We start from the raw sequence: 15,125 nt of genomic DNA, 5'->3' as shown, positions 1-15,125 counted from the left end.
TGAAATATATCTTTCTAATTATACTTTCTCGTCATATAACTAAAACGATCCTTTTCAATTTTTGATAACCTTCTGATATGGACTTTTCTCAACTACTGTGGTTTTTCACTTGGTAGATTCGTTTTCCTTTGTTTCCGGATTATCTTTTTGATAATGGAAACTTAATTAGCTACTTCGGTGGTCCGTACCTCCTTCTTTTAGATTTTTCGAAATCCCTTCACGTTTGGAATTTCTCTTTGAGAACTTTTCTTGTTCTCTGTTTTGTTTCTCTTTCTTTGTTGTCTTTATAATACCAGACACGCCCTAATTTGTCAACACTTTTTTAAAAATATTTTTATACTAATTGTTAATTGTTGTATTGTATATAAATTTTCGAACAATTTAAAATATTTTTAATTTATAAACAGATAATGCTATTTAGAATTTTTCGAAACGCTCCACGTCTGTGACAAAGATCGTAGCGCCTCCCAACTCTACAGTGACCGGCATCATCATGTATCCGGTGGACATGGAACCAATGCTGGGCGCAGGCATATCACAGGTGATCTTCTGGCGCTTGCCGCAGGTGGTATGGATCAGGTCGATCGCCTCGTCTACCCGCTCTTCATCGGTACCGATCATCAGAGTCGCATTGCCCTTCTTCAAAAAGCCGCCGGTAGTCGCCAGCTTGGTCACGCTGAAATGATGCTCATTCAACACATCTGTCACACGGTTTCCATCATCAGAACTTACGATCGCATAGATAATTTTCATAGTTGATACCTCCTGTATGGGGATGATTCTCTCGGTTTCTGTGGGATATTTTCCAACAACTTCGTCAATTATATCACATTTTTTATTATATGTAAATTAAATCTGCAACTTTACAGTTTCTTTATATTTCTTAACTTGAAGAAAGCGTAGAAAAAAGAATCCCGCTTGCAGAGCGTTTTTGATTTCACAGGACGCACTTTCCTTGAAACAAAAAGGGCCGCGATACCTTCGCAGCCCCGTTGTCAGGCAATTAGCCTGTTCACACTTCCTGTCGGCGGGAAGGAGCCTGTTCTCCTCTCCCCGAAGCCAGCTCGTCCGCCAGCTGCTCCATGGCTGAGGCCGCTTCTGCATGTACCGCAGATTTGACAGTCACCATGGTATCCGCCACCTGGATCTCCTTCATGGATTCCAGGAGCCCGCGCATGACCCGGTTGGCCAGCGGCGCCCAGGAGCCATTCTCCATAAGTCCCACCGTTCGCTTCTGATAATTCTTGGACTTTAAATGCAGAAGGAACTCTTCCATACATGGGAAGATCCCTCCGTCATAGGTAGCCGCCGCCAGCACCATGCGGTCATAGTAAAAGGCTTTCCTCACCGCAAGGGACATATCCGTCCGGGACAGATCCAGTACCTCCACGTGGGTCTCTCCCCGGTCCTCCAAAAGGCCCGCCAGCTGTCTGGCAGCCTCAGCCGTATTGCCATGGATCGACGCATAGGCCACCAGCACGCCATGCTCCTCCGGCTGGTAGGTGCTCCACGCCTGATACCTGCCAAAATAATAATCCAGATCTTCTTTCAGGATCGGGCCATGCAGCGGGCAGATCATACTGATATCCAGTGCAGCCGTTTTTTTGAGCAGGCTCTGCACCTGCATTCCGTATTTTCCAACAATATTCAAGTAGTAGCGGGCAGCCTCCTCCGTCCAGCCTTCGTCCGTATCCAGCGCTCCAAACTTGCCAAAAGCATCGGCGGAAAACAGCAGCTCCTCGCTGTGCTCATAAGTCACCATCACCTCCGGCCAATGGACCATGGGAGCCATGAAAAACTGCAGTGTATGGTGCCCAAGCTCTAGGGTGCTTCCTTCCTTCACCTCCACCTTGCGTCCCGTTAAATCCACCTCAAAAAACTGGTCGATCATGGCAAAGGTCTTGGAGTTGCCTACGATCTTCGCCTCCGGGTACTGTTCCACGAAACGGCTGATATTAGCCGCATGGTCCGGCTCCATATGAGATACCACCAGATAGCTCACCGGTTCTCCGGCGAGAGCCTGTTCCAGATTGGCAAACCACTGCTCCGTCGCCCTGGAATCCACCGTATCCATCACGGCGATCTGATCATCCAGTATCACATATGAATTGTATGAAACCCCATTGGGGATCACGTACTGGCTTTCGAACAGATCCAGGGTCCGGTCGTTTACGCCGATATATAAAACAGAATCAGATATAAAGGTATCACTCATGTTCGTTTCCTCCTAATATTATAGCAATCTCCACTCTGTCCTATTTTAACATGCAAAAAAAGAACTTCCTACTGGGAAATTTGACAAAATAATATCGATTATTATTCCTGTTTCTATTATTTTTTCGATTTTGAAACTGTTGAGCGTGAAAAGGATCACCACTCCATATCCTTCTCACGCTCCTGATACTTTTTCACCATCCGGGCAACCTGCGCTCTGGTGTAAGGTTTCTCCAGGAATCCAAAGGCCTGGATCTTCCACGCTTCCAGGGAAAAACCCGGAATACTGGACATCAGCACCACCGCCGGGGCGTCAGGCAGCTTATGCAGTTCTGACGCCAGGCTGATGCCGCTGATATCCGGCATAACAATGTCTGTAAATACCATATCCACCTGATTCTCTTTTACAAATTCCACCACTGCAACAGCCTCCTCAAAGCAGCCCAGCAGCGTTACGTCCTCTAAACCGTGGAAGATTCCCGTGATCTTTTCCAGCAGATCCGGCGCATTATCCACCGCCACAACATTGACCGACATATCCCATCCTGCCTTTTCTTACTCATTTTCCTACGTTTAATTATAACGGATGGGAGAAATATGTCAATTCCTTGAGTTTCCGCATTTTGCAGCGGCGGTTCGGATAAACTGGTTTTTGTGACTTTGCAGGTCTTTAGAAGATGTTAGCCCTCAGGATTTTCTGTTCTGACAGCGGAAGGGGTTGTCTGAGCGTTAGCGAGTTGCCCCTTCCACTGGCAGGTTTTTAAGAAAATTCTGAGGGCTTACATCTTCTTAAGACCGAAACCGGAACAAAAACCAGTTTATCCGAACCGCCGCCCGCCGCCGCTGCTAAATGCGGAAACTCAAGGTCAATTCATAAGATACTGGGAAAACACGGACGCCGGTATGGTAAATTCTACTGCTCCCATATATCCCGGGGCCACATCATATTCATTAAACCAGATGACCAGCTCCCCGTTTTCATTGAAATAATAACTCTCCTCCCCGGTCAGCCCTTTAAAATCCAGGTCCGGCATCTCACTGTCCAGGAAATAGCTCTTACCGGTGTCCTGCTGCATCTGCGTTCTCATCTGTTCCATAATGTTTCCGCTGACAGCTGCAAGCGCTTCCTGCGGGACTTTAAACAGTTCGCTCAAGGAAACTGCCTTTCCCGATCCTTTGTCAATATTGTAGATCTTCACATACTGGGTGCCTCCTGCCATCACCACGGTAGTATCAATGCGGATGGACAAGTATTTCTCATCATCCCTCAGGACTTTGTATGAGGATTCCAGCGCATAATTGCCCTGGCCTCCGAATTCACGCAAAGCCTCCTCATAGTCATTGATGAACTTCTGTGCATATGCGTCGATCTGCTCGTTAGTCAGCTCGTAGTTCTTCTTCAGCTCCTCGCTGATACCGCTGTCAGAGGCAGAAGGCTCAAGCTCCACCTTCGGTACCTCCACTTTTGCTTCAAAATGCTCTTTCTGGTCCGTATAATCCCGGAATGTCACCACACGGGTAATGCTGCCCAGCACCGGAATCTGCTCTAAGGTCTGAGCCGCGGCCTGGCTGGTGTTCACCACCACCATAAGCGCTGCCAGCGACGCCACCATCACCGTTCCGGTATTGCGGAACCATCTGACTGCGCTCCTCCTGCCACGCTCCGCTTTGGCCTGCCGGATACCCTGCTGCACCCGGAGCCGCGCCTCCTCTGGAACAGAGATCTCCTCGTACTCTGCCCTCAGGCGGTCCATCGTTTCCTGTTCTGGCCCTGTTTCCATATTATGATCCCTGTCATGACTTTTCATGCCGTTATCGTTCATCCTGCTCTCTCCTTTACACTTCCAATGCGACCTTTAGCTTCTTTAACGCCCTATACAGCCGTGATTTGACCGTACTGACATTCATATCTGTAGTCCTGGCGATCTCATCCAGCGTCCTGTCTTCGAAAAATCTCAAAAGCACGATAGTTTTCTCGCTCTCCTCCAGACGGTCAAGCGCCTCCTCGAGATCTAAATCCGCATAAGTATCCTCATATCCCGCAAGCCGGTTTTCTGCTTCTAAATCCAGAGGCAGCACCGGCATACGCTTCCTGAGCATATCCTTTGCCGTGTTGAGAACGATCCGGTAAATCCAGGTTTCCAGATATTCCGCCTGCTTCACCTTTCTGCAGTTTGACATGACCTTATAAGCGCTTTCCTGGACCACATCCAGGGCGTCCTCCTCCGTCTTCACATAAGCATATGCCAGACGGTAATACCTCTCGTAATTGCGGATCAGCAGTGATTCTGCCGCCCGCTCCATTGGCTGCCGCACCACCGGTTTCCTCCTTTTTGTTTTTCAGTTACACCTATTAGACGCAGGAAACCATCAAAAAGTTTCACCGGAAAGAAGAAATTTTACAGTCCGATTTCATCCATGGAAAACCGGAGGCGCAGACAGGCTGCAGGAAGCAAACAGGCTGTCCACCTCTGTCTGGTAGTCCTCCATGCACTGGGACTTCTTGATCCTCTTTACAGGTTTTTTACTGTCCTCAAAGGCATCGCTTAGATAAAACCAGAGCTCCTTCATCTTGAACAGGACATTTTTATCCCCCTGGATCGCCTGGCGGTATCCGAAAAGGACTGCGTCATGAAAGGCCTTCAGGCGCTGTTTATCCAAAACAGATGCAGGCGATGTACCGCCCCCGCAGAGCATGGATGGCAGCGCAGGGTTTGTAAGGATGCCCCTGCCAAGCATCAGAGCTTCCACCGTGGGGAACTGACGCCTGAATTCCTCCACATCCTGTACCGAGAACAGATCCCCGTTATAGCATACCGGGTTCACACTCTCCTTTACAGCCATCCGGAACACCTCCATATTTGGATGGTTTTTATAGAAATCCGTCTGTATCCTTGGATGGATGATCAGCGATTCCATCGGATAGCGGTTAAATATTTTTAAGAGATCCTCAAATTCCTCCGGATCGTCCTTGCCAATGCGTGTCTTAACAGAAAGCTTCATCCCTGCCTGTTCCAGCCCCTGGCTTACCTCCCTCAGGAAACGGTCCAGCGCCACCGGCCAGGCCAGGAACCCGGACCCTCGGTTTTTGGACACCACCGTCCCCGATGGACAGCCCAGATTCAAGTTAACTTCCCGGTAACCAAACTCCTTAAGCTTTCCAGCAGCCCATACAAAATCCTCCGCCTTATTAGTCAATATCTGGGGCACCACCGGCACCTCCCGGTTATGCTCCGGCATCACATCATTTAACTCCCTGGATGTCAGTTTCCTGGTCTGGTTTGGTGTGATAAACGGTGTGAAATATTGATCCACATGGTCAAAATACTGATGGTGCGCATTCCGGTACACATATCCAGTGATGCCCTCCATCGGTGCAAAATAAATTTTCATAAGCCATTGTACCTTTCTCTTTCTCCGCCCCCTATCATATCACAAGTTTCCCGGTTGTTCCACTTCCATCCCTATTAACCTCTAAAGATCATTTTAATTTACAATCTCTGCATATCGTGATAAAGTAATAAATAATAATTCCATTATGAAGGAGGTAACATCATGGCGCAGCAGGGCGACACCATATTGTGGAAGGACAGAAAGCACCATCTCTGGTTTCCCATCAGCTTTACATCCTATTTTATTGAAAACGACCGTCTGATGATAAAAACAGGACTTTTGAATACCCAGATGGAGGAGACGCTTTTATACCGCATCGTCGACTTGACCTGCAGGCAGTCTCTTGCCGGCAAGATCTTTGGGACCGGGGACATTATCTTAAAAACAAAAGTCGATACTTCACCAGAGATCGTCCTCAAGAATATCATCAATCCCTTTGGAGTCCGGACCCTCATCTCCAATGCGGTGGAGGACAGCCGTCAGAAGCGCAACGTGGTAGGCAAGGAATTCTACGGCAGCGGGGGACATGGTCATGTGGACCTGGATGGTGACGGCATCTGCGACTTTGAAGAACCCGATGAACTGTAATATCTATTTTTCATTATAAGGAGGCTTTGCTATGAATTCAGTTATGGAAAATCTGCTGACAAGAAGAAGCGTGCGTGCATTTGAGAAAAAGGCGATTCCTGCGGATGAGCTGGACCAGATCTTACAGGCGGCTGTCTATGCCCCCAGCGGCATGGGACGCCAGACCTGGCAGTTCACAGTCGTGACCGACCGCGAGAAGATCCAGAAGCTGGCGGCTGTGGTGGAAAAAGAACTAAACCGCCCCGGCTACGACATGTATGCACCGGAAGTCATCATTATCCCGTCCAACGAGAGAGACAGCCGTTTCGGCAAGGAGGACAATGCCTGCGCTCTGGAAAATATCTTCCTGGCTGCCCACTCTTTTGGGATCGGTTCTGTATGGATCAATCAGATCCGGGACATCTGTGATGCGCCTGCTGCCCGCGCTCTCCTAAAGGAGTGGGGCGTACCGGACAGCCACGTCGTCTACGGCATCGCTGCCCTGGGTTATCCGGCACCGGCTCCGGAAAAGGAAATACATAAGACCGGCAAAATCGTGATGGCGGATTAATCCGGCAGCACGTTCGGCTCACACTGCAACACATCACTGTAAAACTGGTCCATCTCTTCTCTCTCAGGGAAAAGGGCCACATACATCTGATTGCCCATGGCAGTCGCGAGGACATCCGGCAGGCGCTGTGACATTTTGATCTGTGCACTGTAGCGCCTCAGGATCTCCTCGTGGCTGTATGTGAAATTCTTACCGTCCCGCCGTCCTGCAAATGCGCAGTAATTATGCTTCCCCTCCGGCATCTCTGTCTTGTCAAAAGCGATCATATCTGCCCAGATCTTATATACGTCCGTTTCGTGGGCAAAGTCGATCATATCCGGCGTAAATCCGCCGCATGGACGCATGTTCACCTCCAGCGCCACCAGATCCCCCTTCTTTCCAAGCCCCACCTGATCCCTGGTCAGGCGGAAAAACTCAAAATGCACAAAACGGCTTTTGACACCAAAGCTTTTGACTGTAGCGCGCCCCGCCTGTCTCGTATCCCGCGGAAGCTCTTTTAAGATATAATAAATAGAATTGTCATTGTGGTTCACGATATCCATAATGGACATGGGCGTTACATTGCCGGTCTCAAACATCGGCTCCCCCTGGGAATCGATGACCGCATCGTAGGAGTTGACCTCCGCATAGATGAATTCCTCCATAATATAAGGCACGTCAGCTTCACGTTTTATAAAGAAACGCTCCAGATCTTCCTCATTCTTCAGCTTGTAGGTATGGGACGCCCCCACTCCATTGTCCGGCTTCACCACCACAGGATATCCCACCTGGCGGATAAATTCCCGGCAGCCATCCACATCCCCGACCATATGGTATCGTGCCGTGGGGATGCCCGCCATCTTATAATACTCCTTCATGCGGGACTTAAACTTGATCCGGGGTATATCCTCCGTCTGGAATCCACTGGTAATATGGTACTCCGTACGCAGCCTTGCATCCCGTTCCAGCCAATATTCATTGTTGGATTCCAGCCAGTCTATATGACCGTATTTAAAAATCAAAAACGCCACTCCGCGATATACCTCATCGTAATTTTCCAGGTTCCCCACCTTATAATATTCGTGCAGGTTTGCTTTCAGGTTCTCGTCCAGCTCCTCATATGGCTGGTCTCCGATCCCCAGCACATTCATCCCGTTTTTCTTTAATTCCCGGCAGAACTGCCAGTAATTGGTCGGGAAATTCGGCGATATAAATACAACATTTTTCATGTCTTTTTCCTCTCTTTCCGTTACATTTTTCCCAGCAGATACGGTACATAATAGGACACCTGCCGATGCCACCAGTACCAGTCATGGGCACTGTCATGCCCCCAGTAATCGACCCACGCAGATATGCGCTTGCGCTCCAGGATATCCCCCAGCAGGCGGGTCGCCTCCGGCTGTTCCCATGGTCCCTGTCCTGTACAGAAAATCGCCTTCTTCTGATTGTACAGGCCAATATAGGGATGATCTTCCGGCATATTGGGCAGGCAGTGGACCGGGGAATTCTGATAAACCACCTCGTCCATATAGCCGTCAAACCCAAAGTCTGCACTGTAGATCCCACTCAGCGCTAAAACCCCGTCAAACAGATCCGGCCTGCGGAAATATAAGTTGGCTGCATGGGTCGCACCCAGGCTGCATCCAAATGCCAACACCCCCGGACGCCCGCTCCATCCGTTATGCCGGTTTACAGTGTCATGAATAAAGGAAATGATCTCATCTGTGATATAGCGTATCCACTGCTCATAGCGGCGGATACGCCAATATGCATCTCTGACATGGTCCGACCAGGTCTCTCCATCCACCGTATCCACTGCAAACACCATGACCTCCCCGGAATCGATCCAGGGCGCCCAGGAATCTGTCATATGGTAATTCTCAAAATCATAAAACCGACCGTCCTGACACGGTATAAAGAGCACCGGACGCCCGGCATGGCCGTAGACCTTGCACTCCATATCGCGTTCTAAGGCTGGACTGTACCATCTGTGATAGTTAGTTTCCATGTGCCGCCTCTCCTTCCTGGTCCCTGCCATACAGGAGTGTACTTATCATAAAAGGAATCTGCCGCTCCCAGCACGCTTCACAGTGAGTTCCTCCCGGTACGACCCGGCTTGTAACCAGGACCCGGCGCTCCATGAGAGACGATGCGATCTTTGCAAACTGAGTCTGGATCTTCGGATAAAAACCGTTTTCGTCAGAACCGTAATCCATGTAAACGGTGGTCCGTGGATACAGCTTCGACTCCCGGACGAGGCGGCTCAATTTCGCCGGGGCTACCCACACAGACGGCGACAGCGCGGCAGCTCCTGCAAATATGTGATTGTATTCCATGACTGCGTAAAGACTCATCAGACCGCCCATAGAACTGCCCGCAATCCAGGTATTCTCACGGTCTGGGATCGTGCGGTATGTACGGTCGATCTCAGGTTTAAATGTATTTACCAGCCAGTCCATCGTCTCCCTGCCACGGCCTTTAAAACGGCCAAGCCCCGGATCAGAAAAATCAAAAGGGGAGTATTCCGAGAGCCTCTCGTTGTTCTCACCGTGGCTGCATTCTATCGCCGCGATGATCATCTGAGTCCCTGTTCTGTCCATATATTCTTTCATTCCCCAGCTCTTCCCGTAGGTCGCGTCACTGTCAAAAAAAACGTTATGACCGTCAAACATATAGAGGACCGGATAACGGCGTCCAGAGTCAAAATCGTAGGACTCCGGCAGATACAGATATACGCCGCGCTGTTCCTCTCCGGTGTGGGCCGGGTAAGTAATGTTCCATTTTTTTATCATAAGGGTTCCTTCTTTAGATTGATTTGCGTTGATGCTTTTCTAGTTTAGCACACGGGAGTTTGGATTGCAATTTGAAATGCAGCAGCTCAGGAAAATATGCATGAGAAAAACAAAAAAGCACCCACTGTGAAAGTGAATGCTTCTGTATCCCGTCACACCGGTTATTTATGTTTATTCAGCAGGATACACACAATAACTCCCATGATTATGATCCCCACAGCAACCGCTCCCAGCCAAAAGTGCCCTCCCAGCTTGCCTGCTATAAAGATGCTTGTAGGTCCGTCCGCACCTCCGATTATAGAAACCGCCGACGCTATTCTATCCATAGATCAACCCTCCAGACTTGATTCCTGATTTTACCAGTTAAGTTTTATTTTACACACCATTTCTCCTTCACGCAAGCCATATCTGAAAATGTAAGAAATCGTAAGCTGGCCTTAAGCCTGTTTCCGTTTCTTTCATTGATTTTTAGTCTTTTCTGATCTATAATCGATTTATCAGGAACGCTCTTACTCCCGCACGAAAGCAGGTTATGTATGACTACTCAGAAAATCGACTACCCGGAAGATATTGCTCAGATCCTGGCACATCGGTACGATAACGGTGCCGATCTTTGGTCTACTCCCGATAAAAAGCTGCTAAAAGGCGCACCCTTCACTACCCTGGAGAGTGTCTCTTATCTGCTGGAAGCAGGTCTTTCTCCCGACGACGATATATTACAAGAAGCGGCGGAGCTGATCTTCAGCACATGGAAGGAAGATGGTCGATTCAAAACCTCCCCGGCAGGTGGCATCTATCCATGCCACACAGCCCTGGCCCTCAATACGCTGTGCCGACTGGGTTATGCCTCTGACAGCAGGCTGCAGAGGACCTTCCGCTATTTTCTCGATACGCAGGAACCAGACGGCGGATGGAAATGCAATAAATACAGCTTTGGCCGCGGCCCTGAAACAGAGTATTCAACGCCCTATACAACACTGGCAGTCCTGGATGCATTCCGACACACGGACTTCATCAACCGGGAACCAAAACTGGACAAAGCTGTAGAGTTTCTGCTGGAACACTGGCTGATCCGCAAACCGATCAGTCCCTGCCACTACGGGATAGGCTCCCTGTTCATGCAGATAGAATATCCGTTCCGGGGATATAACCTGTTTTATTATACCTACGTATTGTCCTTCTATAACTGCGCCCAAAAAGACCCGCGGTTCCTGGATGCGCTGGCAGCTCTCAAAGAAAAAACCTGCGATGGCAGCATAGTGGTTGAACGAGTTGTGCCAAAGCTCGCAAAGCTGTCTTTCTGCAAAAAGGGAATGCCCAGCATTCCGGCGACAAAGCGTTACGGTGAAATACTGGGCAATCTTCAAAGACAGGTATGAGCAGGTGAGGAAACGTCTGTAAATACTAACCTACTATTTATAAAGAAACGTTCTCCCCACGCTGCCCGAGCAGCGCTTTCAGACGCTCGATCTCTTTAGCCTGGCGCTGGTTTTCTTCTTTCTGACGCCGGGCTTCTTCCTTCTGCCTCTGGGCTTCTTCCTTCTGCCTCTGGGTCTCTTCCTTCTGCCTCTGGATTTCCTCCATCTGCCGTTTAATTTCTTCCTTATTCCTCTCGATCTCTTCTCTCTGCAGATCGATCATATACTGCGCCGTATTTTTATCCAGAATACTAAGCGCTTCTGAAAACATACTCATCAACTCCTTCATCTGAAAACGGAATTCAAACACCTGCCGGTATATCTCCTCAAACTCCGGATATGCCTCGATCACTTTAAGGATATCCTCCGGCGCATCCGAAGCGATAAAATATAACCACGCATCCAGCTTACTACTTATATTTTGACGTGTTTCCATAAAGATGTCAAGTGGTATCAATAAATATTCCTGGACCATATCAAGCTCTAATCCCGTATCAAAGACCTGTCTGCTGTAATGCAGGTAATTGCCCGGCAGTTTCTTGAATTCTTCCGTACTCTGCTCTATCAATACGATTGTGTAAACCGTTTTAATGTCCTGATAGGAAAATGGCTTTCCTTCATTCTTTTTTTCCAAACGGACTTTGGAATACTGCCGCATCACCAGATCGCTGGAATAACAGGCACACCTCTGCCCCGGAAACAGATAGCCGATTCTTTGAATCTCCACATTCGCTACTTCCCCGGTCATGAGGCGCACAATAATGTCCATCACCAGAAGAGACCCCTCCTGTGTGATCCTTGCCGACTCATTGGGCAGCACCTCCAGAATCTTTAAATCCCGTTTCAGACATCTTTTCAGGAAATCTTCCAGCCGCTCCGGGTACCGGACAGGATCAAAAACCGATTTGAACACCTTGTCATATGTAACATTCAGTCCACGTACACCCATACAAAAAGAGATAAATTCTTCCTGAAGCTGCGATGTCAGGCGGCAAAAAGCTCCATATATCTCCTGATTCTCCCTGACGCGCACCATCACCTCCTCCCTTGTCTCCTGATATCCAAAAACACGCCTGGATTGTTCGTTACCCACCTCCTCTTTTCTGCTCTTAACTGAAAGATTTTCTGTTTTTTCTGCCGCCTTAGACCTTGCATTTGATTTCATAGATTTCCTCCTTTAGAATAATAGAAAATAAGACTTTGTAAAACACAATAAAGTCAGTAAATGGAATCATGACCGAAACGGTCCTGAATCATGCAGGAGAGTCCTGCATTGACAAAAACAGTATAACACAATTACCAGTAAAATGCAAAATAATTGTTTCCAGGCACAGCAAACCGGCAGCCTCTCAAGAGATGCTGCCGGTTCCCCAAAACGGATCAACTCATCCTCAACTGATCCAGCCAGAGTATCTCACTCTGCTTCCACTCTCCTCACGATCTCAACCAGCTTCCACACAAGCGGTACATAGCAGGCCAGGAATACCGCAAATGCCGTACATCCAACCACCTGCATCTTTTTTCGTGGAACCTTCAGTCCGATCATCACGCCCATGGCACAAAGACAGATCTTTAAAAGCGCCATGGTCTTCCAGTCTGACTCACGTACATACTGGTTTCCCTTTTCAATCAGCCAATTCATAGTGCACCTCCTTTTAAGCAAATGGTTACAGAAACTATATCACCTGATTCCTATAAGCGAGTAAAACGAGCTTAGTGAACAAGCCCACAGTGTATAGCGATCCTCGCGGCTCTTTTTTGATTTCACAGGACACACTTTCCTATAAAATCAAAAAGGAGCCGCGCACGAAAAGCATCCTCACAAACGCTGTTCATACGTGGCCCCATGATCACTTCCTTACATCTCGCCTAAGCCGCTCTCGATTGCCTGGCTAATGGTCTCCATTGCCGCTGCCTCGTCCTCGCCGTCACAGATCAGTGTGATCTCGGTACCGGACTTGATGCCTGCTGCCATAACATTCAGCACGCTCTTTGCAATGATCCTCTTGTCGCCGCACTCGATGATGACGTCACATTTGAACTTCATCGCTGTCTGGGACAGCACTCCTGCTGGTCTTAAGTGTAACCCGGACGGATTCACAACGGTTAATGTTTTACTAAGCATATTTACGTTCTCCTTTAATTATATTATAATTCCCTCAATCTGCACAGAGTATGTACAAATTCTCTCACTAAAAGTTTATTACAAATCATGGTGGGTGTCAAGTCAAACCGCCTTCTTTTCCGTCATTTTCAACAACAGAATTTTCGACGCTTTTTTCAGATATCTGGTTCTGCTCTCTCTCCTGCTGTTCTCTCCTGGAAAATACGCATCCGCAGTAATTCTGCCGGTAAAGGCCGTGCTGTGCAGAAAGCTCCACCGAACGCCTGTAGCCGTTTTTCTTTTTAAAGTCGGACGGCAGATGCTCCACATGATAGATCCGGGACATCTCTTCCCCGATCTCATTGAGCTTTTCCGCATTTTTCAAAGGACTGATAGTCAGTGTGGTGGCAAAATAGTCATAGCCGCCCTCCTCTGCCAGCCTGGCTGCTTCCTCCAGGCGCAGACGGTAACATTTAAAACAGCGTTCTCCACCTTCAGGCTCCCCTTCAAGCCCCCTGCTCTGGGCATAGAACCGTTCCGGCTCATATGTGCCCACGACCAGCCTGATGGGATGCTTCACCCTCAACGCATCAATGAGACGCTGCTGCTCTGCAGCCCGCTTTTCATATTCTTCCGCCGGAGAAATATTGGGGTTGTAGTAGAACACCGTAATCTCGAAATAATCCGATAAATACTCCAGCACATAACTGCTGCAGGGCGCGCAGCAACTATGCAACAAGAGCCGGGGAACCCGACTCTCGCTCTCATTCTCTGCTATAAGCTTTTCCAGTTCTTTCTGGTAATTCTTACGGTTCATAATAAAAATCATCTCCTGTGAAAGCGGGCCGTAACGTCCGCCCTTCACTCATAATCTTACAGAAAATCCCGTATTCGCTTACTGCGGACCGGATTGCGCAGTTTGCGCAGGGCTTTTGCCTCTATCTGGCGGATACGCTCTCTGGTAACATTGAACTCCTTGCCAACCTCTTCCAACGTCCGTGGATGACCATCCTCCAAGCCAAAACGCAGTACGATAACCTGACGTTCGCGCTCTTTTAAATCTCCCAGAAGTGCGTCAATGTGCTCTCTGAGCATCACAGACTCCACATTCCCCTCCGGGGTCAGCACATTGTTGTCTGCAACAAAATCACCCAGGTTGGAGTCATCCTCCTCGCCGATCGGAGTCTCCAAAGAGGCTGGTTCCCTGGCGATCTGCATGATCTCCATCACCTTGTCCTCCGACATCTCAAGAGCATCTGCCAGCTCCGTCACCGAAGGCTCATACCCCAGCTCCAGGGTCAGCTTGCGCTGCATCTTGGACATCTTGTTGATGGTCTCAACCATATGCACCGGTACACGGATGGTACGTGCCTGGTCTGCAAGCGCCCTGGTCACGGACTGTCTGATCCACCAAGTAGCATATGTACTCAGCTTATATCCTTTTGTATAATCAAACTTCTCTACGCCTTTAATCAACCCAAGGTTCCCCTCCTGGACCAGGTCCAGGAAGCTCATACCGCGGCCTGTATAGCGCTTGGCAATGCTGACAACAAGACGCAGGTTTGCCTCGATCAGACGCTCCTTGGCATGCTCATCACCCTCGGCCTTTTTCTTTGCCAGCTCCAGCTCTTCCTCTGTGCTGAGCAGCGGCACCGTACCGATCTCCTTTAAATACATGCGCACCGGATCTTCCGTGCCGATCCCTTCAAGCAGGTCTACAGCATCCAGCTCGATCTCTTCTGCTTCCTTTAAAAAACCGTCGTCTGCATCAATATCATCATCATCCAGAAGCAGCGGTTCTTCGATCAGAACGCTGTCATCTATGATCGGAATCACATCGATATGCTTCTCTTCAAGAAAGCTGTAAATCTGCTCCATCTGCTCCGGACCTAAATTGTCTCCGACAAAGAAATCATTGATCTCAGTCACATCCAGCGCATTATGTTTTGTTTTGGCAACTTCTACCAGCTTTTTCAGCTTATCTAAAAAATTGTCTTTTTCCACAGTAACGTCCTTTCGCTAAGGGTCTACTAAAAGCCTACACAACTAATCATTATATAACACCAAACTCCAGATTTCAACATATT

18 protein-coding genes are annotated in these 15,125 nt (G+C 48.7%); 3 read left to right on the top strand and 15 right to left on the bottom strand.

What is annotated here, in order from left to right; genetic code table 11:
- Window positions 1-417: 417 nt before the first annotated feature.
- From AB1I67_RS11250 to AB1I67_RS11225, 6 genes are all read right to left on the bottom strand, one after another.
- Window positions 418-753: a cyclic-di-AMP receptor gene (locus AB1I67_RS11250; protein ID WP_367029961.1), complete on the bottom strand. Its 336-nt coding sequence runs from the start codon at window positions 751-753 to the stop codon at window positions 418-420.
- 259 nt (window positions 754-1,012) lie between these two features.
- Entirely contained in the window at window positions 1,013-2,215 is a 1,203-nt protein-coding gene (locus AB1I67_RS11245; protein ID WP_367029960.1) for an FprA family A-type flavoprotein, read from the bottom strand.
- Window positions 2,216-2,370: 155 nt separating this feature from the next.
- On the bottom strand, window positions 2,371-2,751 hold the full coding sequence (locus AB1I67_RS11240) for a response regulator (protein WP_367029959.1): 381 nt from the start codon (window positions 2,749-2,751) through the stop codon (window positions 2,371-2,373).
- A gap of 329 nt (window positions 2,752-3,080) precedes the next feature.
- Entirely contained in the window at window positions 3,081-4,037 is a 957-nt protein-coding gene (locus AB1I67_RS11235) for an RsiV family protein (RefSeq protein ID WP_367029958.1), read from the bottom strand.
- A gap of 13 nt (window positions 4,038-4,050) precedes the next feature.
- The gene (locus AB1I67_RS11230) at window positions 4,051-4,530 is read right to left on the bottom strand and encodes a sigma-70 family RNA polymerase sigma factor (protein ID WP_367029957.1); all 480 of its coding nucleotides are present in this window, start codon (window positions 4,528-4,530) and stop codon (window positions 4,051-4,053) included.
- A 96-nt stretch (window positions 4,531-4,626) separates the two neighbouring features.
- Window positions 4,627-5,607 (bottom strand): tRNA-dihydrouridine synthase family protein, encoded by a 981-nt coding sequence (locus AB1I67_RS11225; protein ID WP_367029956.1) that lies wholly within the window; start codon window positions 5,605-5,607, stop codon window positions 4,627-4,629.
- Window positions 5,608-5,769: 162 nt separating this feature from the next.
- Here AB1I67_RS11225 and AB1I67_RS11220 point away from each other — a divergent pair, with 162 nt between their 5' ends.
- Together AB1I67_RS11220 and AB1I67_RS11215 are read left to right on the top strand one after the other, a co-directional pair.
- Window positions 5,770-6,195 carry a PH domain-containing protein gene (locus AB1I67_RS11220; RefSeq protein WP_367029955.1) on the top strand — a complete coding sequence of 142 codons (426 nt, stop codon included), beginning with the start codon at window positions 5,770-5,772 and terminating at the stop codon, window positions 6,193-6,195.
- Between the two features lie 31 nt (window positions 6,196-6,226).
- Window positions 6,227-6,745 carry a nitroreductase gene (locus tag AB1I67_RS11215; protein WP_367029954.1) on the top strand — a complete coding sequence of 173 codons (519 nt, stop codon included), beginning with the start codon at window positions 6,227-6,229 and terminating at the stop codon, window positions 6,743-6,745.
- Here the strand turns inward: AB1I67_RS11215 and AB1I67_RS11210 are convergent.
- From AB1I67_RS11210 to AB1I67_RS11195, 4 genes are all read right to left on the bottom strand, one after another.
- Window positions 6,742-7,953, bottom strand: a complete 1,212-nt coding sequence (locus AB1I67_RS11210) for a carbamoylphosphate synthase large subunit (protein WP_367029953.1) — start codon at window positions 7,951-7,953, stop codon at window positions 6,742-6,744. The two genes, AB1I67_RS11215 and AB1I67_RS11210, sit on opposite strands and share 4 nt — an antisense overlap.
- A 20-nt stretch (window positions 7,954-7,973) precedes the next feature.
- Window positions 7,974-8,732, bottom strand: coding sequence for an alpha/beta hydrolase-fold protein (locus AB1I67_RS11205; RefSeq protein ID WP_367029952.1), 759 nt, complete (start codon window positions 8,730-8,732; stop codon window positions 7,974-7,976).
- Entirely contained in the window at window positions 8,722-9,516 is a 795-nt protein-coding gene (locus AB1I67_RS11200; RefSeq protein ID WP_367029951.1) for an alpha/beta hydrolase-fold protein, read from the bottom strand. Before AB1I67_RS11200 ends, AB1I67_RS11205 begins: the two co-directional genes overlap by 11 nt.
- Before the next feature lie 161 nt (window positions 9,517-9,677).
- Window positions 9,678-9,842, bottom strand: coding sequence for a hypothetical protein (locus AB1I67_RS11195; protein ID WP_367032685.1), 165 nt, complete (start codon window positions 9,840-9,842; stop codon window positions 9,678-9,680).
- Between the two features lie 210 nt (window positions 9,843-10,052).
- Between AB1I67_RS11195 and AB1I67_RS11190 the strand changes: the two genes are divergently transcribed.
- Window positions 10,053-10,895, top strand: a complete 843-nt coding sequence (locus tag AB1I67_RS11190; RefSeq protein ID WP_367029950.1) for a prenyltransferase/squalene oxidase repeat-containing protein — start codon at window positions 10,053-10,055, stop codon at window positions 10,893-10,895.
- Window positions 10,896-10,932: 37 nt separating this feature from the next.
- On the opposite strand, the gene AB1I67_RS11185 is transcribed toward AB1I67_RS11190, so the two are convergent.
- The 5 genes from AB1I67_RS11185 to rpoD all read right to left on the bottom strand — a co-directional run bounded on the left by AB1I67_RS11185 (window position 10,933) and on the right by rpoD (window position 15,042).
- Window positions 10,933-12,099 (bottom strand): PD-(D/E)XK nuclease family transposase, encoded by a 1,167-nt coding sequence (locus AB1I67_RS11185; protein ID WP_367029949.1) that lies wholly within the window; start codon window positions 12,097-12,099, stop codon window positions 10,933-10,935.
- A 249-nt stretch (window positions 12,100-12,348) separates the two neighbouring features.
- The gene (locus AB1I67_RS11180; protein ID WP_367029948.1) at window positions 12,349-12,576 is read right to left on the bottom strand and encodes a permease of phosphate ABC transporter; all 228 of its coding nucleotides are present in this window, start codon (window positions 12,574-12,576) and stop codon (window positions 12,349-12,351) included.
- Between the two features lie 216 nt (window positions 12,577-12,792).
- A complete protein-coding gene (locus AB1I67_RS11175; protein WP_367029947.1) occupies window positions 12,793-13,059 on the bottom strand; it encodes an HPr family phosphocarrier protein in 267 nt (88 codons plus the stop codon).
- A 97-nt stretch (window positions 13,060-13,156) separates the two neighbouring features.
- Window positions 13,157-13,855, bottom strand: a complete 699-nt coding sequence (locus AB1I67_RS11170) for an epoxyqueuosine reductase QueH (RefSeq protein WP_367029946.1) — start codon at window positions 13,853-13,855, stop codon at window positions 13,157-13,159.
- A gap of 56 nt (window positions 13,856-13,911) precedes the next feature.
- The gene (gene rpoD, locus AB1I67_RS11165) at window positions 13,912-15,042 is read right to left on the bottom strand and encodes an RNA polymerase sigma factor RpoD (RefSeq protein WP_367029945.1); all 1,131 of its coding nucleotides are present in this window, start codon (window positions 15,040-15,042) and stop codon (window positions 13,912-13,914) included.
- Window positions 15,043-15,125 lie beyond the last annotated feature (83 nt).

Origin of the sequence: Clostridium sp. AN503 (genome assembly GCF_040719375.1) — a bacterium.
Classification (GTDB): Bacteria; Bacillota; Clostridia; order Lachnospirales; family Lachnospiraceae; genus Brotaphodocola.
This window is presented reverse-complemented; position numbering and strand designations above follow the sequence as displayed.